The organism is Rhodococcus sp. NPDC078407 (assembly GCF_044542515.1).
Lineage (GTDB): Bacteria > Actinomycetota > Actinomycetes > Mycobacteriales > Mycobacteriaceae > Rhodococcoides.
Window position 1 is genome coordinate 52,810 of the sequence record NZ_JBITUQ010000010.1, and the last position, 25,261, is coordinate 78,070.

The window sequence follows — 25,261 nt, forward strand, 5'->3', positions numbered from 1 at the left end:
GCGGTGTGGTCTAGGACCGCGGTTCCCAGCGAAAGTGCGTCCGGACGATCAGTACGCTGCCGACGATCCAGGCGAGCATCACCAGCGCAGGCATGGCGGCTTCGGTGAAGGTGGCAGCAAACCCGACCGACGCGTCACCGGGGGTGGTGGTGCCGAACCAACCCAGATTCAACAGGTCCGTCACCGCTGCCATCGGGGTCAGTTCGACGACCCTGCTGATCGAATCCGGAAGCACACCGCGCAGCGCGGACGAGCCGGCCAAGGCGAGCGCGATGATCGGCAGGCTGGTGATCTGTGCAGCTTCCGCGTTGCGCGTGAAGGCCGAGGTGATCAGCGCCAGTGCGGCGAACAATGCGGCACCGCCGAGCAGGGCGACGGCAACGAGCAATACGTTGGTGGGAACCGGGCCACCGAAGACCACCACCACAGCTCCGACGATCACACCCAGTGCAACGGTGAGCACCAGTGACGGTATCGCCGGTCCGAGCAGAATCTGAAAGTCCGAGCTTTCTCCGGTACGAAGTCGCTTCAGTACCAACTCGTCTCGGCGCGTGGCATAGACCGAGAGCATGTTGTAGTACACCAAGAGGACAAGCAGGAACAGTGCGAAGACCTCCAACGCACTCCCGACACCTGCGTCCCCCAGCCCGCCGTCGCTGCGGCTGCCGACGATCAGCAGCACGATGGGGAACACCAAGGGCATGACGATCGCGTTGAAGAGTAGTACTCGGTTGCGTCCGAGCAGTGTGAATTCTGCTCGCGACAGGGCGGTCATCGTGCTCATACGCTCATCACCTCTTTGCTGTCAGCAGCTGTATTGTCGAATTCGTCTGCGATGGAAAGGAACACGGTTTCCAGCGATGCCGCTCGGGCGTCGAGGCCGTGCAGGGTCACCCCGTTGTCCCGAGCCCACAGCAGTAGGTCGGTCAACGTGTCCTGTACCGAGGTCGTCTGAATCGAGATGGTGTCTCCCGAGACGTCGATCGATGTCCCGGGCAGGGACGGCAGCGCGGTACCCGGTGCTTTCAGTTCGATCTTCGCCGGGTGGTCGGCGACCACCTCGTCCACGGTGCCACTGCGCACCACTGCGCCGCGGTGCATGATCGCGAGTCGATCGCACAGTGACTCGGCCTCGTCCAGGTAGTGCGTCGTCAGCATGATCGTCACGCCGGAATTCTTCAGCTCCTGAATCAGACGCCATGTGTTGCGGCGACTTTCGGGATCGAGACCGGTGGTCGGCTCGTCCAGGAACAGGATGCGCGGACGGCTGATGATGGCGCACGCCAGGTCCAGTCTGCGTTGCTCACCACCGGAGAGAAACTTCACCCGGGTATCGGCGCGATCGGTCAGATCGACGCGGTCCAGTACGTCCGCTACCGGCAGCGGGTCACTGCAGGTGCCGGCCCACATCCGCAGACTCTCGGCGGTCGTCAGATCCTGGGGCAAGCCGCCCTTCTGCAACATGATGCCCAGGGATGGTCGGACCTTGCGACGATCGGCCACCGGATCCATTCCCATGATCCGTACCGTGCCCTTACTGGGCCGCGAAAGTCCTTGAATCACTTCCAGAGTGGATGTTTTCCCGGCACCGTTGGTGCCCAACAGCCCGAACAGCTCACCCTCGGCGACCTGCAGATCGAGGGACTTGACGGCCTCGTAGGCGTTCTTACCCGAACCATAGCGGCGAGTCATCCCGCTGACGTCGATGATGGTCATGAGCGCTTCTCCCAGTGCCTCAGTCCGATGACGAACCGGACGCCCATGAAGGCGACGATGACGCCGAGTGCGACGAACGCCGGAAGCGACGTACCGACGATCGCGAACAGCACGGCGACAATGGCGACGCTGATGACGATCACGACGATCTCCCGCGCCATTGTCGGGGCCGGTCCGATCTCCATCAGATCGGTGAACAGGTTTCCTTCGTCTGGTTGCTTCATGACTACGAGTCTGCTGCGCCGGAACCACCGAAAACAGTGCAGCGCATCATGACCTGAAGTGACACCGTCACGGTTCGACCATGACAAACGTCATGACAACGAAGTTCGGGTACCTTCAGCACGTGAATCGCGCAGAGTCGGCGAGCTCCGACCGTCGTACCCAGGTGCAGGTCATCCTGATGGGTTCGGTGCCGAACCTCGTGCAGTGGTTCAATCTGTACCTCTATGCGACCTTTGCGCCGTACTTTCGGACCGAGTTCTTCGATGCAGACTCGGCGAACTCTCTGGTCTATGTCTACGGACTCTTCGCGTTGACCTTCGTCGTACGCCCCCTCGGCTCGTGGCTGTTCGGCAGGCTCGCGGACGTACGGGGTCGACAGTTCGCGCTCGTCGCAGCAGTCACGCTGATGTCGGTCGGATCGGCCGCGTTGGCGGTGACTCCGACTGCGCACTCGATCGGTGCTTGGGCCGCGGTGATCCTCGCGGTCGTGAGCATCGTGCAGGGCATCGCGACCGGTGGTGAGTACGCGGCGGCCACGGTGCTGCTGTCCGAGTCCGGCACGCGGGGGCATCGCGGCTTCTTCGCGTCGTTCCAGGCCGCGACGATCGTAGGCGGGCTCGTACTCGCGCAGACGTGTCTATTGGTGCTGCTCGCGAGCACCGACCGCGCGGCAATCTCCGAGTGGGGTTGGCGGTTGGCGTTCGCCGCAGGAGGCGTGGCCGGCCTGGCATCTCTGTGGTGGGCGCGCGGACTCGATCGAGCCCCGCAGAAAACGACAGTGCCACAAGCAGACCGGGAGGCCACGATGCACGCGCTGTTTCGCGATCACTGGCGTCCGCTGGTGTGGGTGTTCCTGCTGACCGCAGGCGGGAGCGCGGCGTTCTACACCTATACCGTCACGGTTCCCTCGATCGTTCGCGAGACGTTCTTCGCTGCCGACGGGTCTAGGGGGGAGCTCACCGCGTCCGGTCTCGTGCTCGCCGCGTTCGTGGTGCTGATGGTTCTGCAGCCGGTCGGCGGCGCGCTGAGCGACCGCGTCGGGAGGAAAAATCCCCTCGTTGTCTTCGGCGCACTGGGATTGCCGGCCACCGGATCGCTGGTGCTGGCGACGGGCAGGGTGACGTCCCCGATTGCAGTCTTCGGCATCCTGGTGACCGCGTTCGTCGTACTCACGTGCTATCTGTCGGTGAACGGCATCGCGAAGGCGGAAGTGTTCCCCGCTCACATCAGGGCGCTCGGCGTCGGATTCGGTTACGCCGTCGCGAACTCCCTCTTCGGGGGCACAGCACCGTTGATCTACCACGCGACGAGCGCCGAACACAGTGTGGAATTCGTCGCGTACATGACAGTGCTGGTCGCGGTGACGCTGGGTGCAGCCCTCTGGATGAAGGGCGGCTCCGCCACCGCGCTCGATGCGCCGAACAACCCGCGCTAGAAACCCCAACCCATAACGGCGGGACGGTCCGTACCGAATGTCTGATCCAATGCATGCAGCGATTCTTCGTTGCGGGCGGTGAGGCGGCTCGCTGCGGCGAACAGGCGAGCCCGATGGGTGCCGAAGTAGATGCTGGCGAGGACGTCGATGTCGAGTTCGATGTCCGGTTCCGATTCGACCTTGGTGCAGGTCGCTCTGCCGTCGGTGACGGTCAGCGAGTACGTGCCGCCGGCATCGAGGAACGGATCTCGAACGGCGAGCACCAGCGACGTGTCCAGAGCGTACGTTCTGGCCTCGAGGGCGGCTTCGACATGCATGATCCGAGCCCACAGGGTGTCGTGGTGAGCGGTCACTTTCGGCAGGCGGTAGTCGGTCAGGAGGAACGGCAACGCCTCGTCCAGAGACTGCTGCACCTCGATGGTGTCGGCCAGATCCACACCGACGAGAACCTGCCACAGCGACGAATATGCCTCGTCGGTGATCGCGATGAATTCCTGCACCACGACGCGGTTGGGGTTCCGGCCGCGCCGATAGGCGACGTACCCGTCGGGATGAACCATGAAGAACAACGCCGTCAATCCGCCCCGCCGATTTTCGCGATCTGCGAAGAAGCGCTCCCACCGAATCGGCGGCTTGGGCTGCGCTCCCGCAGTCTGCTGCTGCCACCGGTGGTAGATGTCGGGAAGCAGTCCAGGTGCCTCGGCCGTTTCGATGAGGCGTACTCCGGTAGTCGGCGCAACTTCTGGTCGGAAGCGCGCGAACCGACGGTCGAGCGAGATGCTCACTTCCTCGGTCACGGGCCCATATCCGAAGCGTCCGTAGATCGTCGCTTCGCTCGCGGTCAACAGTGACAGCGGTGCTCCTGCGTCGTGCAACGCCCGGTGCTGCTGGGTGAACATCGAGCGCAGGATGCCACGCCTGCGATGAGTGGGAGCCACCGATACCCAGGAGACCCCGGACGCGTCGAGCTGCGCGCCCCCGGGAACGGTGACCGACATCGGGAAGTGCATGGCCACGCCTACGGGGGTCTCACCGTCCCACGCCAGGTAGAAATGCTCGGAATTGGTCAGAATCTGCGTCTCGGCCAGGTCCTCGGCGTTCTGGTGTTCACCGAACGCATGAGCGTCGAGCAGCGCGACGGCATTCCAGTCGTCGTCTGTGGCAGTGCGGATGGTGATCGATTCGTCGGTAGTCATCGCTCTTTACTTTTCCATATAGAAGCAGGCCTTCGCCGAGGGAGTCTCGAAATCGTTCGGGTGACAAGATGAGCGCGTGGTTCATGTAATCGACGTCGACGATCCCCTCGACCCCCGGCTGGACGATTTTCGCGACCTCAACTCCTCGGATCGTCGACCCGACCTACCCGAGGGCAAGGGATTGGTGATCGCCGAGGGTGTGTTGGTGGCGCAGCGCCTGTTGACCTCGCGTTTTCCGATGATCAGCCTGCTCGGTGTGGATCGACGCCTCGACGCCTTGCGCGAGGACCTCGCGGATTCGGATGTCCCGTTCTATCGGACGTCGGCGGAGGTGATGGCCGAGGTCGTCGGCTTCCATCTCAACCGTGGAGTCTTGGCGGCGGCGAACCGGCCCCCTGCCCTCGATTTGGACGAGGTGCTGGCAGGTGCAAGCACGGTCGCGATTCTCGAGGGCGTCAACGATCACGAGAATCTCGGGTCGATGTTCCGCAACGCGGCCGGCCTCGGCGTGGACGCCGTGCTCTTCGGTGCCGCGTGTGCGGATCCGCTGTACCGGCGCTCGGTGCGAGTGTCGATGGGGCATGTGCTCCGCGTGCCGTTCGCGAAAGTGCCCGAGTGGCCGCGTGGCCTCGATCGTGTTCGCGCGCACGGTTTTCAGCTGATCTCACTGACGCCGAATCCGGAGGCTGTGTCGCTGGCCACCGCAATGACGGGGGACAAGGTTGCCCTGTTGCTCGGCGCGGAGGGCCCCGGCTTGACCGAACACGCGATGCGCGCCACCGACATTCGCGCTCGGATACCGATGGCACCGGGCACCGACTCACTCAACGTGGCGACGGCCGCAGCAATGGGATTCTACGAACGCGTGCGCCTGACGTGAGCAACGTCGACCCGGGCGTCCGCTGGACCGGCATTCCGGTTGCCGTGATCTCGGCGATACTGGTGGCAGTGGCGTTGACGGCGTTCGGGCTGGAGTTGGCACGAATACATCCACTGCTCGCGATCGGCCTGAACATCGTCATCGTGGCAGGCGCAGCCCCGACAGTCCTGCGGTGGCTCGTCGCCCCGGTGTGGCGTTGGGCCGTCTACGGCTCGAGTGCCGGCGCGTTGTTGAGCTTCGTGGCATTGGCTGCACTGGCTTTCTGAAGCTCGCCGGGCATCAACTGCGGGCAAGGTTGCACGCTACAGGCGACGATCGGCGGAAACCCGTCGACCGGCGATCGTTGTGTGCAACGGTGCCCACACCGAGCCAACTATTTGCGCGAGAACCAACGCTTCTTCGGTCGCGGCGCCGGCTCGGTCGATTCCGGGGCGGGCGGGTTCATGGCCTGCATATTCCGAGGCTGCGGTTCCTGCCCGGGAACGTACATCGTGAAGCCGCAGACCGGGAGCGAGGCCGGATCGAACTCCTCGGCGTGCGGAGCACCGGTGTAGCGAAATCCGAGCCATTCGGCGTTGGCGGCCTCGGCGAATTCCTGCGGGTGAAACGGCAGAGACTGCGGATCCGGCATCACGCCGGGGGGATAGACCAGCGGATGCTCGCCGGCCCAGAAAGATCGCTCCCACACCAGCGGTAGGCCCGCATCTTCGTAGATGTAGACCGGAGTGGCGCTGAACGAACGCCGGAATTCACCGCGTTCCCAGTAGGCGAATGCGCCCCACGCGTGCTGGGGATCGGAGGCGACGAGGTAGGTGTGCTCCGACGCGAGGGGACGAGTGATCGATTCGGGCAGCGTCGACGGTGTGGGCACCGACAGATTGGACCCGCACACCACGGTGACGCCCGGGTAGCAGCCGATGAAGACATGATCGTCGTCCACCCCTGCGGATGTCGATATCGGTGCCTGGTCGAAGGGCACCGCGGTCAGGTGGGGGTACAGACGGCCGACGAGGGCTGTCGCAGCGTTCCAGTCCGAGGTGGTTGCCTCTCGGAGGACAGAAATTGGATCAGGTGTGTCCACGTACCAGATCGTTGACGCTTTGGCCCCCACTACCGGCACCTCTCTCTCCGTAAGCTCCGTCGAAAGCCTACGGTGTGAGCGTCGGCGATTTGTCACCGAGCGGTGAATCGGTCATCGGTGGAGTCAGTTGTGACCGCTGCTGCGTACGCCGAGCAGGACGTCTTCCCAGGATGGCATGGCCGGCTTGCCGCGCTTGTCCTTGCCGCCCTGATGAGGTGCAGCCTTGGGTGCAGGCTTCGGTTCTCTGGCCGCCGGCTCGCGTGGCTGCTCGACTTCGGGGGCCGGAGCCTCGTCCACCTCGATGGTCTCGGACTCCAGCTCGCTGTCGGAGGTGGTGCCGTAGTACTCGTCGAAGCTCTGCTGAGAGGCTTCGTCGTCTGCGGACGTCAGGGCCCGCACCGGAGCCAGACCGCGTAGTTGGCGTCCGAAGTCGGGATCGATCAGTTCGTGTGCGGTGTCGTCGAGCGGTGCGATGGTGCCGCCGTGCCCGTCGGGCAAAAACTGCCAGTGGGCCTTGTTGGTGGTGCGTCCGGCCTGCCACTTGAGCTGCGCGACCCACTTGTTGTCCTCGTCGCGCCAGGCGTCCCACTCGGCGTCGTCGAGGTTGTGGCCCCGAGCGCGGAAGGCAAGCGTGACGATGTCTAGCAAAGTCTGAACGGCGGGACCGTCGTGGCGCAACGGATGGCCTGCCTGAGCCATCGACGCGGCCTGCGAGCGCTCGAGCAGAACGGGGTGAGCGAACACCTCGACGCGGCTGACGGCCATTCCGGAGTCGGCGGCGACCTGTTCGATGGTCGCTCCACTTCGGATTCGAGCCTGGATTTCTTTCGGACGAAGCAAGCTGTCCATTTCGATCTCAATCTGTCCTAGTCGAGCGATGTCGCCGCGGGAGGCTGCGCGGAGTTTGTCGTCGGCTGGAAGCCGGAATCTGTCGCCGGTCTTGGGATCTGCGCACACGACGAACTTTCCGTCGGCCTCGAGACCCACCACATGTAAGTCTCGCACTGTGACCTCCTCATCGCGCCGGCTCGCGATACCGTCGCCTTCGACCCTAGTTCACCGGCCGCATCCGGTGGGTGTTCGACACGCATCGCGTCCGCCGGTGATCGTTTCTCTCTCAGAGAGTAGACAGCTGCGCGCCGGGCTGCACCCGATCGGTCGAAGTTCAACCGAATCGATTGCGAGACAACCTCATTGCACGAACGCTCCCTCCGAGTCCGTGATGCTTGCTCGACAAACGGCAAGTGCAGGACTCGAAGGGAGCGCGAGAGCGGCAAGCTAGCCCAGCGTGGAGACGACCCAGTCGATGCTCTTGGTCAGCGCGGTGATGTCGTCCGGCTCGATGGCGGGGAACATACCGACACGAAGCTGATTGCGTCCGAGCTTGCGGTACGGCTCGGTGTCGACGACGCCGTTGGCGCGCAGGATCTTCGCAACCTGGGCCGCGTCGACCTTCTCGTCGAAGTCGATGGTTCCGACGACCTGGCTGCGGTGATCCGGGTTCGTCACGAACGGCGTCGCGAACTCGCTCTTCTCGGCCCAGTCGTACAGGCGTGACGAGGAATCGGCGGTGCGCGAGGTGGCCCAGTCCAGGCCACCCTTGCCGTTGAGCCACTCGATCTGGTCCGCGAACATCAGCAGTGTCGCCAACGCCGGGGTGTTGTAGGTCTGGTCCTTGCTGCTGTTGTCGACCGCGATCGGCAACGACAGGAAGTCCGGTACCCAACGTCCGCTGGACGCGATCTCGTCGACGCGAGCGAGCGCGGCCGGGCTCATCAGTGCGACCCACAGCCCGCCGTCGGCGGCGAAGCATTTCTGCGGAGCGAAGTAGTAGACGTCCGAATCGGCGACGTTCACCGGCAGACCGCCCGCACCGGACGTGGCGTCGATCGCGATGAGGGCGTTCTCCGAGCCGGCCGGACGGCTGACCGGAATGGCCACGCCCGTCGAGGTCTCGTTGTGGGCCCAGCCGATGAGGTCGACGGACGGGTCGGAGGTGGGCTCGGGTGCACTGCCCGGCTCGGCCTTGACGACGATCGGGTCACCGATGAACGGGTTGTTCTTGGCCACCGAAGCGAACTTGGAGCTGAACTCGCCGTTCGTCAGGTGCAGCGACTTCTCGCGAATGAGGCCAAACGCTGCGGCGTCCCAGAACGCCGTGGTGCCACCGTTGCCGAGAACGACCTGGTAGCCCTCGGGCAGCGAGAACAGGTCGTTCAAGCCGCTGCGGACGCGGCCGACGACGTCCTTGACGGGCTTCTGGCGATGGCTGGTGCCGAACACGGACGCACCGACGTCGACCAGGGACTGCAGCTGCTCGGGGCGAACCTTGGACGGGCCGCAACCGAAGCGTCCGTCGGCGGGCAGGAGATCGGCGGGAATGTTCGGCAAATCGGCCATGGAGTAGCGCGTCCTAGCGTCGAGGGAATATGGCATCCACAGGCTAGTCGGGTGTCATGACACCGTCGACTACCGGATCTGGTCCCAGCCGTCGACAGAGTCCGGGGTGCGCGGTTCTGGTCCGGTGTAGAGGGCGGCGGGGCGTACCAGCTTGCCCAGGCGCTTCTGCTCGAGAATGTGAGCGCACCAGCCGGCCGTGCGCCCGCAGGTGAACATCGCGGGCATCATGTGTGCGGGGACCTCGGCGAAGTCGAGGATCACCGCGGCCCAGAACTCCACGTTGGTCTCGATGGCTCGATCGGGGCGGCGCTCACGAAGTTCGGTCAAGGCGGCTTGTTCGAGAGCAGCGGCAACCTCGTAGCGGGGTGCGTTCAGCCGCTTTGCAGTAGCCCTCAGCACTCGGGCACGCGGGTCCTCGGCGCGGTACACGCGGTGCCCGAAGCCCATGAGCTTTTCCTTGCGGTCCAAGATGCCGGTGATCAGCGCGCGGGCGTCGCCTGTCTTTTCGACTTCCTCGATCATCGGCAGCACGCGGGCGGGCGCACCGCCGTGCAGCGGCCCGGACATCGCACCGATGGCTCCGGAGAGGCAGGCTGCGACGTCGGCTCCGGTAGAGGCGATGACGCGGGCGGTGAACGTCGATGCGTTCATGCCGTGCTCGGCGGCCGAGACCCAGTAGGCGTCGATTGCGGCGACGTGAGCGGGGTCGGGCTCACCCTTCCAGCGGACCATGAAGCGCTCGGTGACGGTGGCTGCCTGATCGATGCGGCTCTGCGGCACAGCGGGTTGGTAGATCCCGCGAGCGGACTGGGCAACGTAGGACAGTGCCATCACCGACGCGCGAGCAAGGTTGTCTCGTGCGGTGGAGTCGTCGATGTCGAGCACCGGCTGATACCCCCAGATGGGAGCGAGCATCGCCAGGCCGGCTTGGACGTCGACGCGGACGTCGCCGGTGTGGATGGGGAGGGGAAACGGCTCGGCCGGGGGCAGACCGCGTCCGAACTCGCCGTCGACGAGCAGGGCCCACACATCGCCGAAGGTGACGTTCTGCGCGACGAGTTCCTCGATGTCGACGCCGCGGTAGCGCAGTGCGCCGCCGTCCTTGTCGGGTTCGGCGATATCGGAGGTGAAGGCGACGACACCTTCGAGACCGGGCACGAAATCCTCGGGAACGTGTTGAACAGCCATGGCCTGTGGACTCCCTCGTCGCGTTTGCGCCCGGCTCTGCGCCGCATCCGGGCGTACTGTGCCAGAACCATAGCGAGCATGTACGCGGGAGTAGCGTCTGGGTTCGTGTCTGCAGATGAACAGCGCCTGGCGAATATGCGGGTCGATTACGGCGAGCCCGAAGACCTCGATGTCGACGCTCTGTCCGGCGGGTGGTTCCCGCTGGCACAGCAATGGTTGGCCGACGCGGTCGCGGCAGATCTGCCCGAGCCCAATGCCATCGTGTTGGGCACCGTCGACGAGGCAGGACGCCCCGCCACCCGCACCGTGCTGTGCAAGGGCCTCGACGCGGACGGCGTGGTGTTCTACACCAACTACGACTCGGACAAGGGCCGTGCGCTCTCGGTCAATCCCTACGCATCGGTGACCTTCCCGTGGATCGCCAGTGCCCGGCAACTCACGGTCCGCGGCTCGGTGGTCAAGGTCGACGCCGAGACCACCGAAACCTATTGGCGCACCAGACCGCGAGGCTCCCAGCTGGGGGCATGGGCGTCGGAACAGTCGCGACCCGTCGGCTCGCGAGAAAACCTGGCGGCCAAACTGGCCGAGGTCACCGCAACGTTCGACGGCGTCGACGTACCAGTACCGCCGAACTGGGGCGGCTTTCGCGTCGTACCGGACACGGTCGAATTCTGGCAGGGCCGAACCAGCCGCATGCACAACCGAATCCGCCTGACGGTGGCAAGTGGTGTGATCGAGCGCCTGCAACCGTGAGCGGATTGCGCGGCATTCTTGCCGACACGACGCCGCTGAAGACCCCGGCCTATCGCCGGTTGTGGTTGGCGAACATCGTCACGGTCATCGGCGCTCAGCTCTCCATAGTCGCTGTGCCGCAACAGGTATTCCAGATCACGCTGAGCTCGGCCTACGTGGGGCTGACGGGCGTGTTCGCTCTGGTTCCGCTCATCGTGTTCGGTCTGTGGGGCGGCGCGCTGGCCGATGTGATGGACCGCCGCACTCTGCTGATGATCACCACGTGCGGTCTGATCGGAACATCGGCACTGTTCTGGCTGCAGGCGTTCCTCGGCCTGAACAACGTGTGGATCATTCTGGTGCTCTTGGCCGTTCAGCAAGCCTTCTTCGCGGTGAATCAGCCCACCCGTAGCGCAATTCTCCCCAGAATTCTGCCTGCCGAACAGTTGCCCGCGGCGAACTCGCTGAACATGACGGTGTTCAACTTCGGTGCCATCGCCGGCCCGCTCAGTGCCGGCATTCTGATCTATTACATCGGGCTCGAAACCCTCTATCTGATCGACACCATCGCACTGTTCGCAACCCTGTGGGCCGTGATCCGACTGCCAGGAATTCCGCCGGCGACATCGGGGCAACGAGCCGGATTGCGTTCGGTGTTCGACGGTTTCGCCTATCTGGCCACGCAGAAGGTACTGCTGGCATCGTTCGTCGTCGACATCATCGCGATGGTGTTCGGCATGCCCCGTGCGCTCTTCCCGCAGATCGCACACGAGAGTTTCGGCGATCCGGTGTCGGGCGGGCCGGTGCTGGGCATGCTGTTCGCAGCGATGTCCGCGGGCGCGGTGGTGGGTGGAGTGTTCTCCGGTTGGCTCCCACGGGTGCGCAGGCAGGGCCTGGCGGTACTGATCTGCATCGTCGTGTGGGGTGCGGCGATGATCGGATTCGGCCTCGCAGTGGGCGCGGCGACCGCCGGGGCGACCTCGGTGGCCCTGTGGTTCGCGCTGGCGTTCCTGGCCCTCGGCGGCGGAGCCGACATGATCTCGGCGGCGTTCCGCAGCACGATGTTGCAGACGGTTGCCACCGACGAGATGCGCGGCCGACTGCAGGGTGTCTTCATCGTCGTCGTCGCGGGAGGACCCCGTATCGGCGACGTGCTGCACGGTGCCGCGGCCGCCTCGGTGGGGACGGCAGCCGCCGCGGCAGGCGGAGGCGTGCTGGTCGTCATCGGTGTCTCGATCGCTGCGCTGGCTCTTCCGGCATTCATCCGGTATCGAGTGGGTGCCGTAGTAAAGAATGGCTCCCATGGCTGACGCGCAGACCTACTCGTTGACGAGCGGCAAATATCGGGCAGACATCGCTGCCGTCGGAGCGGGCCTGCGGGTTCTCGAGTACGACGGCTCGCCGCTCACCGAGACCTGGGCGGCCGGTTCGAAGCCGCCGCTCTCGGCGGGGCTGGTGTTGGCCCCATGGCCCAATCGGACGGCCGACGGCACGTTCACGCTCGAAGGCGTCGAGCATCGGATGGAGATTTCCGAGCCGTCGCGTAACAACGCCAGCCACGGTTTCGTCCGACGCGCGTCGTGGACGCTGGTCGACCACACCGACAGTCGCGTCGAGCAGAGCGTCGAGGTGGGGCAGCACCCGGGATGGCCGTTCTCGTTGACCGTGACCGTGGTCCACGAGCTGTCGGCGGACGGTCTCACCGTGACCGCGACGGCCACCAACACCGGTGACACCGCCGCGCCGTACGGAATGGGTTTCCACACCTACGTCCGAGTGGGCGACGTGCCGCTCGACGAGTGCACGCTCGAACTGTCTGCGGGTACGCGGCTGCCGCTCGATCCGGAGCGCAACCTGCCCGTGGGCAATTCGGTGCCGACGGCCGATACCGAGTACGACTTCCGGGAGCCGCGCACGCTGCAGGGCGTGCAGTTGGACACCCCGTTCAGCGCGTCGCTGCCCGAGGCCGACGGGCGTGCGACGCACACTCTTCGGGGCCCCGATGGCACCGCGACGGTGCTGTGGACCGACAACAACTTCGGCTGGGTGCAGGTGTTCACCGCCGATCCGGCCAACGATCAGGCCTACCCGGACCGTGGGCGGGCGTTGGCGATCGAGCCGATGACGTGTCCGCCCGATGCGTTGAACTCCGAGATCGATCTGATCGTGCTTGGCCCGGGGCAAACCTGGTCCGGCACGTGGGGAATGAGGTACGAGAAGTGACGATTCTGGTGTGCGGCGAGGCATTGGTCGATCTGGTTCCGGTGCACGAGGGCCCGCTGCTCTCACCCAAGCTGGGCGGTGGACCGTTCAACGTGGCGGTGTCCATCGGCCGGTTGGGTTCTCCCGTGGCGTATCTGTCGCGCATCTCGCGCGACGGTTTCGGTGAGCAGATTCTGGCGAGTCTGCGCGATGCAGGCGTCGACACCTCCTGGGTGCAGCGCGGCGACGAGCCGACGACGCTGGCCATGACCACTCTCGCGGACGACGGCAGCGCCGAGTACTCGTTCTACGCCGACGGCACCGCCGACCGCCTCGTCGCCGACCCCGGTGACCTGCCCGACGAGATCAGCGTTCTGTCCTTCGGCACGTTGTCGTTGCTCTACGAGCCGGGTGCATCGATGTACGCGGGCTTGCTGCACCGGGCTCGGGCGGCGGGCAAGCTCACGATGCTCGACCCCAACATCCGACCGGCCGCCATCGACAGCACCAGTGGAGACATCACCGCCGACGGCTTCCGTGACCGCTTCCGCTCGTGGCTCCCGAGCATCGACATCCTCAAGGTGTCCGAGGACGACTCGTACTGGTTGGGGCTCGGAACCCAGGGCACCACGGTCGACGACTGGCTTGCTGCCGGAGTCACCGCGGTGGTGATGACCCGCGGCGGCGACGGCATCTCGGTGTTCACCTCGGCCGACGAAATCTCGGTACCGGGTGTGGCCGTCGACGTGGTCGACACGATCGGCGCTGGTGACACCGTGCACGGCGCATTGTTGAGCTACTTGGAAAAAGAGACCATCGTCACATCGAAAGCGGTACGCGGGATGACCGGGGAAGATTGGCGACACGCTCTTTCGTTCGCCGCAAGGGCTGCGGCAATCACGGTTTCGCGCCCCGGTGCCGACCCTCCCTGGGCGTCCGAGGCGTCGAGAGACTAGTTTCACTATCGACGTAAGAACTGTCCGTTTTAAGTACGTGTCCGTTACACGAGTTCGAGAGGGACCATTCGTGCCCGCTGAGAATGATGCCAAAGCCACCCTCACCTATCCCGGTGGCGAATACTCCATGTCGATTGCCGAGGCCTCCGAAGGCAACAACGGCATCGAACTGGGAAAGTTGCTGGCTACCACCGGTTATACGACGCTGGACGGCGGGTTCGTCAACACCGCGTCCACCAAGTCGGCCATCACCTACATCGACGGTGACGCGGGCATCCTGCGCTACCGCGGGTACCCGATCGAACAGCTTGCGGGCAAGTCGTCGTTCATCGAGGTCAGCTACCTGTTGATCTACGGGGAGCTGCCGTCCGCAGATGAGCTCGAGACGTTCACCGACCGCATCCGTCGCCACACGCTTTTGCACGAGGACCTCAAGCGGTTCTTCGACGGCTTCCCGCGCAACGCGCACCCGATGCCGGTGCTGTCCAGTGCGGTCAACGCACTGTCGGCGTACTACCAGGATTCGCTGGAGCCCAACGATCCCGAGCAGGTCGAGCTCTCCACGATTCGTCTGCTGGCAAAGTTGCCGACCATTGCGGCCTACGCCTACAAGAAGTCGGTCGGTCAGCCGTTCCTGTACCCGGACAACTCGAAGAGCCTGGTCGAGAACTTCCTGCGCATGACGTTCGGCTTCCCGGCCGAGCCGTACGAGGTCGATCCCGAGATCGTCAAGGCACTCGACATGCTGCTGATCCTGCATGCCGATCATGAGCAGAACTGCTCGACCTCGACGGTCCGCCTCGTCGGATCCTCGCAGGCCAACCTCTTCACCTCGATCTCCGGCGGCATCAACGCGCTGTGGGGCCCGCTGCACGGCGGAGCCAACCAGGCCGTGCTCGAGATGCTCGACAAGATCAAGGCCGAGGGCGGCGACGCCACCGACTTCCTGCGTCGAGTGAAGAACAAGGAAGACGGCGTCAAGCTCATGGGCTTCGGACACCGTGTGTACAAGAACTTCGATCCGCGCGCGACGCTGGTCAAGGAAACGGCGCACACGATCCTCGGCAAGCTGGGCAACGGCGACGAGCTGCTCGAGATCGCCCTCAAGCTCGAAGAGACCGCTTTGACCGACGACTATTTCGTCGAGCGCAAGCTCTACCCCAACGTGGACTTCTACACCGGCCTGATCTACCGCGCGATGGGCTTCCCGCCGCGCATGTTCACGGTGTTGTTCGCGATGGGCCGTCTCCCGGGTTGGATCGCGCACTGGCGCGAGCAGAACGAGGACACGACCGGCAAGATCGGCCGTCCCCGTCAGATCTACACCGGCTACACCGAGCGCGACTACCAGGACGTCAGCTCCCGCTAGCCTTCGCTTCACGACAACGCCGCCGAGCCCATCAGGGTTCGGCGGCGTTGTTGTTTCCGTTGCCCCGCCGAACTCGAAGTTATGGACGTAATTCGGCCGGAATCCATCCCCAACTTCGAGTTCGCGCACCGAGTTCGCAGTTACGCGGGCGATCTGGCCACATTCGGCTACGTAACTGCAATCTCGGGATTTGCGGCCCGCGGCCAGAGTTCTGTCCGAGCGTGCGCGATGAACCACTGCTCCCATTGCTCGGAGGTCCATCCGCGCTCGCGGGTCAATCTCAACCACACCGAACGAGCCGTGAGCAGCCACATGGCGTCGACCACCGCGTCCGGCGGAGGGCTGCCGAGGATGAGCCCGGCTGCCCACCGGTTCTCGTCCCATCGCGTCTGCTCTCGGACCGTGAGTCGTTGCGCAGCAACAGGATCCACCACTGCAGCCTCGTCGAGCACATGTTGGATCGCCGCGGATCGTTCGTGGGCGCCGCGGAGCCAGGCCGCGCCCGCGGCGAGTCGTTCGTCGAAGGTTCCGGTGCCCATCTTCTCGTAGTCCGGCATCTCGCGGACGGGCGAGTCCAGGCCGTTCGAGAGCGCACTGTCGATGCATCCGTCCAACAATGCGAGTTTTCCGTCGAATTGCTGATAGACGGTCTGCCGGGTCAGGCCGGCCGCCGATGCCACGTCGGCCATCGTCGTGGCGACCCACCCTCGGCTCAGGAACATCGTGTGGGCAGCGTCGATCACTGCTGCGCGGTTGAGTCGAGCGCGCTCGGTGCGCACGTCCGACGAGTAAGTCCTGGCCATGAAGTGCAGTCTAGACAGAATTGAAATTACACTGTGTAATGTCAAATATGAACGGACTCCACATCGATACGCGTCTCGGTCGGCTGCACGTCAGGGTCACGGGAACAGGACCACCGGTTGTGCTGTGGCACAGCATGTTCGTCGACTCGTCGAGCTGGGACCGCGTGGTGCCGATGCTCGCCGCCGACCGCACGCTGTATCTCGTCGACGCACCGTCCTGCGGGTCGCGCGATCCGCTGCGTGCGGCCACGGACATCTCCGGTTGTGCAGATGCGGCTGTCGACCTACTCGAAGAGATGCAGCGACGATGGGGAATCGGCAGCGTCGACTGGGTCGGTAACGCCTGGGGCGGTCATGTCGGCATGGAGGTCGCTGCCCGACGGCCGGATCTGATCGCGAGCCTCGTCGCGATCAGCGCGCCGACGCATCCGATCGATACGGCGTTGCGTCGCAAGGTTCGAATGCTGCTGCCGCTGTACCGCCTCATCGGTCCTCGCGGCCCGGTGCGATCGGCCATCGAGGAGACGATCTTCACCGATCACGCGCGGGCACACGACCCCGAGGCCGTGCAGTTGTTGCGCGATGCGCTCGGACGCGCAGGCCGACGAGCGACGATACTGGCCATCGAGACGGCGATCCTGAATCGAACGGACTTGAATTGGGCTGCACAGGCTTTGATGTGCCCGACGCTGTTCGTCACCACCGACGACCGGGGTGAGTGGACGCCGGAGGAAGCGCGTGCCGTCGTGGCCACGATGACAGATGCGCGCGAGGCGACGGTCCGAGGTGCGCGAGTGATACCGGCATTGGAGCAGCCCGAGCAAGTGGCCGAAGTGGTCCACCAATTCTGGTCCACCCGCGCAGATCTTCGCCGAGCTCGAAGTTAGGGACGTTTTTCGGTCGGAATCCATCCCCAACTTCGAGTTCGCGGCTGCGTCAGGCGTCGAAGTGCTTGCGATTCTGCAGCACCGGCAGGCTTTTGCGCACGGCGTCGACCAACTCGGTGTGGATGTCGATGGTCAGCATGCCGGGCGTGGCATCGAGTTGACCGAGGATCTGGCCGGTGGGGGAGCACACGATGCTGTGGCCCACGCCCAGGGGTGCACTGCCCTCGGCGGCAGCGGGTTCGGCCTGATCGCAGGCCGCAACGAAGGTGGTGGAATCCAACGCGCGGGCGCGGGCCAGCAGGGTCCACTGATCGATCTTTCCGTCACCCGATCCCCACGATGCCGGAATTACGACGAGTTGCGCGCCGAGGTCGCCCAGTTTCTGGAACAGCGCCGGGAATCGAATGTCATAGCAGGTCGCGAAGCCCACTCGTACGCCGGAGATGTCTACCATCAGCGGGTCCGAACCCGGTGCGACGGTGTCGGATTCGGCGAACCCGAAGGCATCGAACAGGTGAATCTTGTCGTAGCTCGCCTCGACGCCGGGTCCGGTGACGAGCAAGGTGTTGGTGATCTTGTCGTTCGCGGCGGGAGTGAACATGCCTGCGACGACCGTGATTCCGACATCCGACGCGATCTCTCGGACGGCGTTCGCCCATTCGCCGTCGAGGGGTTGGGCGAACTTTCGGATCGGCCCGCCGAAGCACCTCATCGTTGCTTCGGGAAACACGACCAGACTCGATCCTGCGTCGGCGGCAGCGCGGGCATGAGTATCGATGAGTTCGAGATTCTCGGCGGGGTCTTCGCCGCTGGTGATCTGGGCGAGACTGACGCGGATGGTGTCGCTCATGTATTACATCGTATGCCCCGCGCTGTGGGCCTCTCCGACCAGCGGATATGTGTCATTTTCGGGTGCCAGCGCCCGTCGGCCCCCGTCTACGACGTAAAGTCGGGCTGGAACATGCCCAGAGCACCACAGTCGGCGTCGGCGGGCCGGCATCAACCGCAGGAGACTTCAGTGACGAAGCCAGTGATCGAATTTCAGGCCGGACCGGCTCCCTTGGACTTGGTGACGGTCGACCTCGTCGAGGGTGACGGCGCAGAGGCAGTAGCAGGCGGCACCGTCGAGGTGCACTACGTCGGCGTCGAGTTCGATTCGGGCGAAGAGTTCGATTCGTCCTGGAACCGCGGCGAGTCCATTCAGTTCCCGCTGCGGGGTCTGATCCAGGGATGGCAGGACGGCATTCCCGGAATGAAGGTCGGCGGACGTCGCCAGCTCACCATCCCGCCGGAGCTCGCCTACGGTCCCGCCGGCGCAGGTCATCGCCTCTCCGGCAAGACGCTCGTGTTCGTCATCGATCTGCTCGACGTCAAGTAATCGCGCGAGCGACTTCGCGGGACCCCGCGAGGTCGGTGCGGCTGGGCCGGGAGCCGCTGGTCAGCGTGTCTGCAACTCCAGCACCAGGCGCGCGCCGCCCAGTGGACTGTCGGTCAGATAGACACGGCCACCGTGCAATTCGGCTTGCTGCGCTACCAGGGCCAGGCCGAGGCCGGAACCGCCCTTGGCTGCTCTGGTGCCGCGCTCGAAGCGGCCGAACACCGTTTCGCGCTCCTCGGCGGGAACCCCGGATCCGTTGTCGTCGATCAGGATTCGCACAATCGTGTCCATCCGCTCGGCGGTGATGACGATCGAGGTTGCGTTGCCGTGCCGGACGGCATTACCGATCACGTTGTCGACGGCCAATCGCAGTCCTGTCGGCAGTGCGCGCATCGTGATCTCGCAGTCGGCGGCGGATTTCACTCGTATGTCGAGTTCGGGGTGCTGACGTTGCGCATCCTGGGCAGCGACGTCGCAGATGTCGATGATGTCGGTCTCGACTCTGTCGGCGTCACTGGACAATTCGCCCGACGCCAGCCGTTCCAGCGCAGTCAGCGTCGTCTCCACTCGTCCCTGCGTTCGTTCGAGGTCGACCAAGATCTCCTGCTGCTGGGCGGGTTCGAGGTCGAGGGTTCGCAGGACCTCGATGTCGGTACGCATCGCCGTCAGCGGGGTCCGCAGTTCGTGGGCAGAGACGGCCGCGAAATCGCGTGCGGTGTCCAGGGCAGCATTGGTGCGGTCCTGTGCCTCGTTGAGTCTGGTGAGCATGCCTCCGATCGCGACGGCGAGGGCGTCCGCTTCGGTGACGCCGGTGCGGGTTTCGGGAGCGGTCGGCGGTTGAGCACTGACCTGCTTGGTCAACGTCACGAGCGGCCGGACGGCTCGGCCGCCGAAGAGCCATCCCAAACCGGTGGATACGGCGACTGCAGCGAGCCCCAACAGGAGTACTTGCCTCTGTTGTTCGTCGGTTACCTGTTGCGCTTCGATGGCCGGCACGCCGACGGAAATGGAGATCGACGAGACCACTGTCGAGACCGCGGTGTAGACCCGGAAGCGTTGACCGTCCACCGCGACGGTCTGCGACCCGGTCTCGAGCGCGGGCAGCCGCGTCGGTGTGGATGCGACCACGATGTCGCCGCTGCGAATGGTGACGGCGAATGCGCCGGACAGCTGATCTATGAAAGCTTCCAATGTCGACGAGTTCGGCACCAGCACCTGCGATGCCGTCGTCAATCGCTCGTCGAGCTGGTTGACGTTGTTGCGGGAAATGGCCACCGAGGTGACCACTGCGAGTGCCGCAACCACCAGGGTGGCACCGAGGGCCGTAGCGGCAGCGACGCGGGCGCGCAGCGAAAAGCTCATGCGGCGTCCCTCACGACGAACCCGACGCCGCGGACGGTGTGCAGGATTCGCGGTGAACCGTCGGATTCCAGTTTGCGACGAAGATAGCCGACGAACACGTCGACGACGTTGGTGTCGGCGACGAAGTCGTAGCCCCATACCAGTTCGAGTAGGCGCTCACGTGTGAGCACCACGCCCTTGTTCCGTGCCAGGATGGCCAGCAGCTCGAATTCACGTTTGGTGAGGTCGATGTCGACTCCGCCGCGATGCACGCGATACCCGGGAATGTCGACCACGAGGCTCCCGATGGCCACCGCCGAGTTCGGTACTCCCGAATCAGCTGCCGGCACAACCGGATTGGTGCCGCGGCGACGGAGCATCGCGCGAATCCGCGCAACCAGTTCGGCCAGCACGAAGGGCTTGGTGAGATAGTCGTCGGCCCCCGATTCGAGGCCCGCGATGCGATCGTCCACCGAGCTGCGGGCGCTGAGCACGCAGATGGGGATGTCGTTCCCCATCGCGCGCAACGCGGTCACCACGCTGGCCCCGTCGAGCACCGGCATGTTGATGTCGAGCACGATCGCGTCGGGCGAGGTTCTCGACACCACGCCGAGCGCCTCCGCGCCGTCGGATGCCGTGATGACGGTGAACCCGGACAGGCGCAGTCCGCGTTGTAACGACGACAACACGTCGGCATCGTCGTCGACGACGAGGACGGTGGCGGGGGCACTCGACGATTCGGTCACCGGGCCAATGCTAGGCAACCCAGCTGTCGACGGTGCTGCGGCGTTCCTCGGGTGTCTTGGCGAAGAACTCCTCGAGCGCACTGCGTCGGACGGTGTCGGCATCGAGTGACCAGGCGAGCGCCGGTGCCTTGGCATAGAGCTGCTCGTAGTACTTCTCGAAGGTGCAGGTGCTGTTCACCAGGGAAAGAGCGCCGGGGAAGGGGCGGATGTTCGTCATGATGTTCTCCTTTTCTCTTCTGTGTTTCCCAAGCTAGGGCACCATGTTGCGGCCTTGGTGAGTCGTCGTTGGCGGTTCTCTGAGAATCGAACGGACGCGCCGGGGGTTGCTCGGGGCGGGGGTGGGTAAGACTGAACGCATGTCGATCGTCTGGTTTCGCCGTGATCTCCGTCTGGGGGATCTACCCACACTCAGCGCCGCTGCCGAGTCCGAAGATCCGGTACTCGGCCTGTTCGTACTGGACGACCGTTTGTTGAAGCCGTCCGGCGGTCCGCGCAGGGACTTTCTGTTCAGGTCGCTGGAGGCACTGAACGAGCAGCTCGACGGCAGGTTGATGGTGGTGCACGGCGACCCCGAGACCGTGGTTCCGAAGGTGGCGAAGGCAATCGATGCCGAGGACGTTCACATCAGTGCCGACTACGGTCCCTACGGGCGCGAGCGAGACAGGGCCGTCGGAGAGAAGGTCAATCTGGTCGAGACCGGTTCGCCGTATGCCGTTGCGCCCGGGCGGATCACCAAGAACGACGGCGAGCCGTACAAGGTGTTCACGCCGTACTCACGGCAGTGGATGGAGCACGGCTGGCGCGGACCGGCCGACACCTCTGCGAAAACCGCGACGTGGATCGATCCCGACGACGTGACAGGCGTGAAGCGCGCGAAGGTTCCGAGCGAGGAGGAGACATCCGACGCCGACGCGGGCGAGAAAGCCGCGCTGGCGCAGTGGAAAGACTTTCTCGACGAGGTGTCTGCTTACGACGACGAGCGCAACCGCCCCGATCTGGATTCGACGAGCCGAATGTCGGTGCATCTGAAGTACGGCACCATTCACCCGCGAACGATGTTGGCCGATCTGGGCAAGCTCCGCAACGAGGGTGCCTCGTCGTACCGTCGGCAGATCTGTTGGCGAGACTTTTACGCCGACATACTGTTTCAGCGTCCCGACAGTGCCAGGGAGAACTACGTCAAGAAGTTCGACAAGATCGAACTGGACTCCGGCAAGCACGCAGACGAGCTGTTCGATGCCTGGTGCAAGGGCGAGACCGGCTTTCCGATCGTCGATGCCGGTATGCGGCAATTGAACTCGGAGAAGTGGATGCACAACCGGGTGCGGATGATCGTCGCGTCGTTCCTCGTCAAGGATCTGCACCTGCCCTGGTGGCGGGGAGCGCGCTACTTCATGCAACATCTCGTCGACGGCGATCTGGCGAACAATCAGCACGGGTGGCAGTGGACCGCAGGAACCGGTACCGACGCCTCGCCGTACTTCCGAGTGTTCAACCCGATCACCCAGGGCGAGAAGTTCGACCCCACCGGCGACTACGTGCGACGTTGGGTGCCGGAGCTACGCGGCGAAGAGGGCAAAGCCGTGCACACGTTGAAGTTCGGCCGACCCAAGGAGTACGTGGAGCCGATCGTCGACCACAAACACGAGCGGGAAGTGGCGATCGCTCGTTTCAAGGCCATCTAGCGACTGCTATCTCCTGCGGGACAGCCCGACTCCTACCAGGCAGATGACGCCGCCGACCACAGCGAGGACGTGCGGAATCTCGCCGAGCAACAGCCAGGCCAGAACGATGGTGATCGGCGGTACGGCATAGGTGGTGATGCCGAGCTTGCCCGCGTTCATGCGAGTCAACGCATAGGCCCAGGTGCTGAACGCCAATGCGGTCGGCACCAGGCCGAGATAGACCAATCCGCCGGTGGCACCGGCCGAGGCCGTCGACAGGTCGTCGAGCAAGGCCGGAGCGAAAGGCAGTGTGCACACCGCGCCGATCGTGCAGGCCATCCACGTGACCTGCAGGCCGGGGATCGTGCGCAGCACCGGCTTCTGGCTGAGCACGCCGATCGCGTAGGTCACCGCAGACACCAGACACAGTGCGATGCCGAGGAAGCCGGGGTCGGTTCTGGTGGTCGTGGTCGTAGTGGTGGCCGTGACGAGGCCGACCATGACCGCGCCCGCGAACGCTATGCCCGCACCGATCACCAGCCACTTCGGAAAGCCCTCGCCCAGAAGCAGTCCCGCGAACAGGGCAACGAGAATCGGCCCGATCTGAATGATCATCGACGTGGTGCCGGCGTCCACGCGTTGCTCGGCGGCATTGAGTGAGACGTTGTAGATGCCGAACCAGAACACGCCGATGCTGATGATCTGCAGCCACTGTGTGCGGTTCGGTCTCACCCACTCTCTTCTGATCAACACGATCGCGCCCAGTGCGAACGATCCGATCAACAACCTGCCCAAGGCCAGGGGCCCGGCACCGAAGGATTCGCCGACGCCGCGAATGGCAACGAAGGCCGAGGCCCACGAGACCACCGTGACGGTGATGGCCCCGAGGGCGAGCCAGTCGACGGCGAAACGGGTGCCGAGATCTGTCATGAGGAGGACGCTACTGTGCGGGAGTGCCCCATGGCGCGCGGTTTTCGGCCATGGTTGCACCGATTTCCGCCGGGAGCGTCCCCACCCGTCGTGCGCGTTGTGCATACCTGGGTATACGCACAACGCGCACGACCGGTCAGCGGCCGAGCAACTTCTCCAGCGCATCGAGGACGGCCGGATCTTCGATGGTCGACGGCACGCCGTACTCCTCGCCGGCGACGATCTGGCGCATCGTCTTACGCAGGATCTTGCCCGATCGGGTCTTCGGCAGCGCTCCGACGATCGTCACGTCGCGGAACGTCGCCAGTGCACCGATCTGGTCGCGCACCATGGCCACCAGTTCGGTGCGCAGTTGCTCCTCGGTGATGGTCTCCCCGGCTTTGAGCACCACATAGCCGCTGGGACGCTGGCCTTTCAGGTCGTCGTGAATGCCGATCACGGCACATTCGGCGACGGCAGGGTGGCCGGCCAGCACCGCCTCCATCGACCCTGTCGACAGGCGATGGCCGGCAACATTGATGACGTCGTCGCTGCGGCCGAGGACGTAGACGTACCCGTCGGCGTCGATGTATCCGGAATCTCCGGTGAGGTAGTAGCCGGGGAAGGTATCGAGATAGGAACGCTGGAAACGTGATTCGTCGTTCCACAAGCCCACCAGAGCGCCCGGAGGTAGGGGCAGCCGCACGACGATGTTGCCCTCGGTGCCGGCGTCGACGGGATTGCCCGACGCGTCGAGGATTCCGACCTGGAACCCCGGTACCGGTACAGTCGGCGATCCGGGTTTGATCGGAAGTGGTTCCAACCCGCGAAGATTGGCGCAGATCGCCCACCCGGTCTCGGTCTGCCACCAATGGTCGACGACGGGCCGATCGAGCGTGCGTGAACTCCATTCGTAGGTATCGGGATCGAGGCGCTCGCCGGCGACGAACAGGGTCTCGAGCGAGGAGGTGTCGTATTTCTCGAGCTCGGCGGCATGAGGATCGACCTTGCGGATGGCGCGCAGCGCGGTCGGAGCGGTGAACAGTGCGCGGACTCCGTGATCCTGGATCACCCGCCAGAACGCGCCGGCATCGGGAGTGCCGACAGGCTTACCCTCGTACAGAACTGTCGTGGCACCGGCGAACAGGGGCGCGTAGACGATGTACGAATGTCCGACGACCCAGCCCACATCGGACGCGGTCCACATCACCTGGCCGGCCCCGACGTCGTAGATGTTGCGCATCGACCACGTCAACGCGACGGCATGACCGCCGTTGTCCCGCACCACGCCCTTGGGCTTCCCGGTGGTGCCCGAGGTGTACAGGATGTACAGCGGATCGGTGGCCAGGACTGAAACCGGTTGGGCGGCAGTGGCGTCGGCGATGAGGGTGTCCCAGTCCAGCCAGTCGTGGTCGCCGGGAATTCCCTCTCGTGATTTCACGATCACCGACGGTGTGTTCGCGGTGGTGAGAGTCAGCGCGCGTGCCACCAGAGGCAGATACTCGATGACGCGACCCGGCTCGAAGCCACCGCTCGCGGTGATCAGCAGCACCGGCTCGGCGTCGTCGATGCGGGCTGCGAGTTCCTTGGCCGCGAAGCCGCCGAACACCACCGAGTGCACCGCGCCGAGCCTGGCGCACGCGAGCATCGCGATGACGGCCTCGGGAATCATCGGCAGGTAGATCACCACCCGGTCGCCCGGGCCGACTCCCTGCGCCCGCAGCACTCCGGCGAAGCGCGCGGTTTCGTCGAGGAGTTCGGCGTACGTGTAGCTGCGGGTGAGTCCGAGCATCGCGGAGTCGTAGATCAACGCGGTCCGGTTGCCGTTCCCGGCGTCGACGTGCCGGTCGAGCGCGTTGAAGCAGGTGTTCAGGCGGGCTGCGGGAAACCAGTGCGAGCCGTCGAACGCGGTGGTGGGAGGGGTGTCCCAGTCGACTCCCGCGGCGGCGTCGAGCCAGAATTCCTCGCGCTGGTCGATGCTGCTGTCGAACGCCTGCCGATACTCGCCACTCATGTCAGCGAGCGTAGTTCGAGGGTGGATGGTGCGGGCGAGGTTGCGCACTACCGACGACGACCGGCGCAATCCCGTCGACCGGCGGTCGTTGTGTGCACTGGTGCCCGAAGCGGCGTCAATATTCACCGGCGGGGCGTCA

At 64.8% G+C, this 25,261-nt stretch carries 26 protein-coding genes; 11 read left to right on the forward strand and 15 right to left on the reverse strand.

Going from position 1 to position 25,261, the window contains the following annotated elements; genetic code table 11:
- Positions 1-10 precede the first annotated feature (10 nt).
- Genes ACIGGF_RS12525 through ACIGGF_RS12535 form a run of 3 tightly spaced genes read right to left on the reverse strand, consistent with a single transcriptional unit; the run spans position 11 to position 1,940 of the window.
- Complete coding sequence (locus ACIGGF_RS12525; RefSeq protein WP_397521636.1) at positions 11-784, reverse strand: ABC transporter permease; 774 nt, start codon at positions 782-784, stop codon at positions 11-13.
- The gene (locus ACIGGF_RS12530; protein WP_397521637.1) at positions 781-1,716 is read right to left on the reverse strand and encodes an ABC transporter ATP-binding protein; all 936 of its coding nucleotides are present in this window, start codon (positions 1,714-1,716) and stop codon (positions 781-783) included. The genes ACIGGF_RS12525 and ACIGGF_RS12530 overlap by 4 nt, the downstream gene beginning before the upstream one ends.
- Entirely contained in the window at positions 1,713-1,940 is a 228-nt protein-coding gene (locus ACIGGF_RS12535; RefSeq protein ID WP_397521638.1) for a hypothetical protein, read from the reverse strand. Before ACIGGF_RS12535 ends, ACIGGF_RS12530 begins: the two co-directional genes overlap by 4 nt.
- 122 nt (positions 1,941-2,062) lie before the next feature.
- On the opposite strand from ACIGGF_RS12535, the gene ACIGGF_RS12540 reads away from it, so the two are divergent.
- Entirely contained in the window at positions 2,063-3,376 is a 1,314-nt protein-coding gene (locus ACIGGF_RS12540) for an MFS transporter (protein ID WP_397521639.1), read from the forward strand.
- On the opposite strand, the gene ACIGGF_RS12545 is transcribed toward ACIGGF_RS12540, so the two are convergent.
- A complete protein-coding gene (locus ACIGGF_RS12545; RefSeq protein ID WP_397521640.1) occupies positions 3,373-4,572 on the reverse strand; it encodes a GNAT family N-acetyltransferase in 1,200 nt (399 codons plus the stop codon). The genes ACIGGF_RS12540 and ACIGGF_RS12545 overlap by 4 nt on opposite strands.
- 76 nt (positions 4,573-4,648) lie before the next feature.
- Here ACIGGF_RS12545 and ACIGGF_RS12550 point away from each other — a divergent pair, with 76 nt between their 5' ends.
- Both ACIGGF_RS12550 and ACIGGF_RS12555 read left to right on the forward strand, forming a co-directional pair.
- Positions 4,649-5,452 (forward strand): TrmH family RNA methyltransferase, encoded by an 804-nt coding sequence (locus ACIGGF_RS12550; RefSeq protein ID WP_397521641.1) that lies wholly within the window; start codon positions 4,649-4,651, stop codon positions 5,450-5,452.
- Positions 5,449-5,718 carry a DUF2537 domain-containing protein gene (locus ACIGGF_RS12555; RefSeq protein WP_397521642.1) on the forward strand — a complete coding sequence of 90 codons (270 nt, stop codon included), beginning with the start codon at positions 5,449-5,451 and terminating at the stop codon, positions 5,716-5,718. Before ACIGGF_RS12550 ends, ACIGGF_RS12555 begins: the two co-directional genes overlap by 4 nt.
- A gap of 107 nt (positions 5,719-5,825) precedes the next feature.
- Here ACIGGF_RS12555 and ACIGGF_RS12560 read toward each other — a convergent pair whose 3' ends face one another.
- The 4 genes from ACIGGF_RS12560 to ACIGGF_RS12575 all read right to left on the reverse strand — a co-directional run bounded on the left by ACIGGF_RS12560 (position 5,826) and on the right by ACIGGF_RS12575 (position 10,121).
- Complete coding sequence (locus ACIGGF_RS12560; RefSeq protein WP_397521643.1) at positions 5,826-6,572, reverse strand: DUF6928 family protein; 747 nt, start codon at positions 6,570-6,572, stop codon at positions 5,826-5,828.
- An 84-nt stretch (positions 6,573-6,656) separates the two neighbouring features.
- Positions 6,657-7,538 (reverse strand): septation protein SepH, encoded by an 882-nt coding sequence (gene sepH, locus ACIGGF_RS12565; RefSeq protein ID WP_397521644.1) that lies wholly within the window; start codon positions 7,536-7,538, stop codon positions 6,657-6,659.
- A 273-nt stretch (positions 7,539-7,811) separates the two neighbouring features.
- Positions 7,812-8,933: a phosphoserine transaminase gene (serC, locus tag ACIGGF_RS12570; protein WP_397521645.1), complete on the reverse strand. Its 1,122-nt coding sequence runs from the start codon at positions 8,931-8,933 to the stop codon at positions 7,812-7,814.
- Between the two features lie 69 nt (positions 8,934-9,002).
- The gene (locus ACIGGF_RS12575) at positions 9,003-10,121 is read right to left on the reverse strand and encodes a citrate synthase 2 (RefSeq protein WP_397521646.1); all 1,119 of its coding nucleotides are present in this window, start codon (positions 10,119-10,121) and stop codon (positions 9,003-9,005) included.
- A gap of 78 nt (positions 10,122-10,199) precedes the next feature.
- On the opposite strand from ACIGGF_RS12575, the gene pdxH reads away from it, so the two are divergent.
- The 5 genes from pdxH (at position 10,200) to ACIGGF_RS12600 (ending at position 15,380) form a co-directional block, all read left to right on the forward strand.
- Positions 10,200-10,874, forward strand: a complete 675-nt coding sequence (gene pdxH, locus ACIGGF_RS12580) for a pyridoxamine 5'-phosphate oxidase (RefSeq protein WP_397521647.1) — start codon at positions 10,200-10,202, stop codon at positions 10,872-10,874.
- 5 nt (positions 10,875-10,879) lie between these two features.
- Positions 10,880-12,163 (forward strand): MFS transporter, encoded by a 1,284-nt coding sequence (locus ACIGGF_RS12585; protein ID WP_397521741.1) that lies wholly within the window; start codon positions 10,880-10,882, stop codon positions 12,161-12,163.
- On the forward strand, positions 12,147-13,076 hold the full coding sequence (locus tag ACIGGF_RS12590; protein WP_397521648.1) for an aldose 1-epimerase family protein: 930 nt from the start codon (positions 12,147-12,149) through the stop codon (positions 13,074-13,076). Before ACIGGF_RS12585 ends, ACIGGF_RS12590 begins: the two co-directional genes overlap by 17 nt.
- A complete protein-coding gene (locus ACIGGF_RS12595) occupies positions 13,073-14,011 on the forward strand; it encodes a carbohydrate kinase (RefSeq protein WP_397521649.1) in 939 nt (312 codons plus the stop codon). Before ACIGGF_RS12590 ends, ACIGGF_RS12595 begins: the two co-directional genes overlap by 4 nt.
- A 70-nt stretch (positions 14,012-14,081) precedes the next feature.
- On the forward strand, positions 14,082-15,380 hold the full coding sequence (locus tag ACIGGF_RS12600) for a citrate synthase (RefSeq protein ID WP_082521158.1): 1,299 nt from the start codon (positions 14,082-14,084) through the stop codon (positions 15,378-15,380).
- A gap of 167 nt (positions 15,381-15,547) precedes the next feature.
- On the opposite strand, the gene ACIGGF_RS12605 is transcribed toward ACIGGF_RS12600, so the two are convergent.
- A complete protein-coding gene (locus ACIGGF_RS12605; RefSeq protein WP_397521650.1) occupies positions 15,548-16,183 on the reverse strand; it encodes a TetR/AcrR family transcriptional regulator in 636 nt (211 codons plus the stop codon).
- A gap of 47 nt (positions 16,184-16,230) precedes the next feature.
- Between ACIGGF_RS12605 and ACIGGF_RS12610 the strand changes: the two genes are divergently transcribed.
- Entirely contained in the window at positions 16,231-17,070 is an 840-nt protein-coding gene (locus tag ACIGGF_RS12610; protein WP_397521651.1) for an alpha/beta fold hydrolase, read from the forward strand.
- A 49-nt stretch (positions 17,071-17,119) separates the two neighbouring features.
- On the opposite strand, the gene ACIGGF_RS12615 is transcribed toward ACIGGF_RS12610, so the two are convergent.
- The gene (locus ACIGGF_RS12615) at positions 17,120-17,920 is read right to left on the reverse strand and encodes a carbon-nitrogen hydrolase family protein (protein WP_397521652.1); all 801 of its coding nucleotides are present in this window, start codon (positions 17,918-17,920) and stop codon (positions 17,120-17,122) included.
- A 168-nt stretch (positions 17,921-18,088) separates the two neighbouring features.
- On the opposite strand from ACIGGF_RS12615, the gene ACIGGF_RS12620 reads away from it, so the two are divergent.
- Positions 18,089-18,448, forward strand: a complete 360-nt coding sequence (locus ACIGGF_RS12620; protein ID WP_032377394.1) for an FKBP-type peptidyl-prolyl cis-trans isomerase — start codon at positions 18,089-18,091, stop codon at positions 18,446-18,448.
- A gap of 60 nt (positions 18,449-18,508) precedes the next feature.
- Here ACIGGF_RS12620 and ACIGGF_RS12625 read toward each other — a convergent pair whose 3' ends face one another.
- Genes ACIGGF_RS12625 through ACIGGF_RS12635 form a run of 3 tightly spaced genes read right to left on the reverse strand, consistent with a single transcriptional unit; the run spans position 18,509 to position 20,752 of the window.
- Positions 18,509-19,810 carry a sensor histidine kinase gene (locus ACIGGF_RS12625; protein WP_397521653.1) on the reverse strand — a complete coding sequence of 434 codons (1,302 nt, stop codon included), beginning with the start codon at positions 19,808-19,810 and terminating at the stop codon, positions 18,509-18,511.
- The gene (locus ACIGGF_RS12630; RefSeq protein ID WP_397521654.1) at positions 19,807-20,535 is read right to left on the reverse strand and encodes a response regulator transcription factor; all 729 of its coding nucleotides are present in this window, start codon (positions 20,533-20,535) and stop codon (positions 19,807-19,809) included. The genes ACIGGF_RS12625 and ACIGGF_RS12630 overlap by 4 nt, the downstream gene beginning before the upstream one ends.
- A 10-nt stretch (positions 20,536-20,545) precedes the next feature.
- On the reverse strand, positions 20,546-20,752 hold the full coding sequence (locus ACIGGF_RS12635; protein ID WP_397521655.1) for a hypothetical protein: 207 nt from the start codon (positions 20,750-20,752) through the stop codon (positions 20,546-20,548).
- 139 nt (positions 20,753-20,891) lie between these two features.
- Between ACIGGF_RS12635 and ACIGGF_RS12640 the strand changes: the two genes are divergently transcribed.
- Positions 20,892-22,220: a cryptochrome/photolyase family protein gene (locus ACIGGF_RS12640; protein ID WP_397521656.1), complete on the forward strand. Its 1,329-nt coding sequence runs from the start codon at positions 20,892-20,894 to the stop codon at positions 22,218-22,220.
- 6 nt (positions 22,221-22,226) lie between these two features.
- On the opposite strand, the gene ACIGGF_RS12645 is transcribed toward ACIGGF_RS12640, so the two are convergent.
- A complete protein-coding gene (locus tag ACIGGF_RS12645; protein WP_397521657.1) occupies positions 22,227-23,129 on the reverse strand; it encodes a DMT family transporter in 903 nt (300 codons plus the stop codon).
- A gap of 136 nt (positions 23,130-23,265) precedes the next feature.
- Entirely contained in the window at positions 23,266-25,122 is a 1,857-nt protein-coding gene (locus tag ACIGGF_RS12650) for a propionyl-CoA synthetase (protein ID WP_397521658.1), read from the reverse strand.
- Between the last annotated feature and the right edge of the window lie 139 nt (positions 25,123-25,261).

Coding starts and splice junctions, on each gene's coding strand:
- ACIGGF_RS12535 (WP_397521638.1), bottom strand. CDS start 1,940: ATGAAGCAACCAGACGAAGGAAACCTGTTCACCGATCTGATGGAGATC.
- ACIGGF_RS12575 (WP_397521646.1), bottom strand. CDS start 10,121: ATGGCTGTTCAACACGTTCCCGAGGATTTCGTGCCCGGTCTCGAAGGT.
- ACIGGF_RS12590 (WP_397521648.1), top strand. CDS start 12,147: ATGGCTCCCATGGCTGACGCGCAGACCTACTCGTTGACGAGCGGCAAA.
- serC (WP_397521645.1), bottom strand. CDS start 8,933: ATGGCCGATTTGCCGAACATTCCCGCCGATCTCCTGCCCGCCGACGGA.
- ACIGGF_RS12615 (WP_397521652.1), bottom strand. CDS start 17,920: ATGAGCGACACCATCCGCGTCAGTCTCGCCCAGATCACCAGCGGCGAA.
- ACIGGF_RS12650 (WP_397521658.1), bottom strand. CDS start 25,122: ATGAGTGGCGAGTATCGGCAGGCGTTCGACAGCAGCATCGACCAGCGC.
- ACIGGF_RS12605 (WP_397521650.1), bottom strand. CDS start 16,183: ATGGCCAGGACTTACTCGTCGGACGTGCGCACCGAGCGCGCTCGACTC.
- pdxH (WP_397521647.1), top strand. CDS start 10,200: ATGTACGCGGGAGTAGCGTCTGGGTTCGTGTCTGCAGATGAACAGCGC.
- ACIGGF_RS12640 (WP_397521656.1), top strand. CDS start 20,892: ATGTCGATCGTCTGGTTTCGCCGTGATCTCCGTCTGGGGGATCTACCC.
- ACIGGF_RS12645 (WP_397521657.1), bottom strand. CDS start 23,129: ATGACAGATCTCGGCACCCGTTTCGCCGTCGACTGGCTCGCCCTCGGG.
- ACIGGF_RS12545 (WP_397521640.1), bottom strand. CDS start 4,572: ATGACTACCGACGAATCGATCACCATCCGCACTGCCACAGACGACGAC.
- ACIGGF_RS12525 (WP_397521636.1), bottom strand. CDS start 784: ATGAGCACGATGACCGCCCTGTCGCGAGCAGAATTCACACTGCTCGGA.
- ACIGGF_RS12530 (WP_397521637.1), bottom strand. CDS start 1,716: ATGACCATCATCGACGTCAGCGGGATGACTCGCCGCTATGGTTCGGGT.
- ACIGGF_RS12625 (WP_397521653.1), bottom strand. CDS start 19,810: ATGAGCTTTTCGCTGCGCGCCCGCGTCGCTGCCGCTACGGCCCTCGGT.
- ACIGGF_RS12610 (WP_397521651.1), top strand. CDS start 16,231: ATGAACGGACTCCACATCGATACGCGTCTCGGTCGGCTGCACGTCAGG.
- ACIGGF_RS12635 (WP_397521655.1), bottom strand. CDS start 20,752: ATGACGAACATCCGCCCCTTCCCCGGCGCTCTTTCCCTGGTGAACAGC.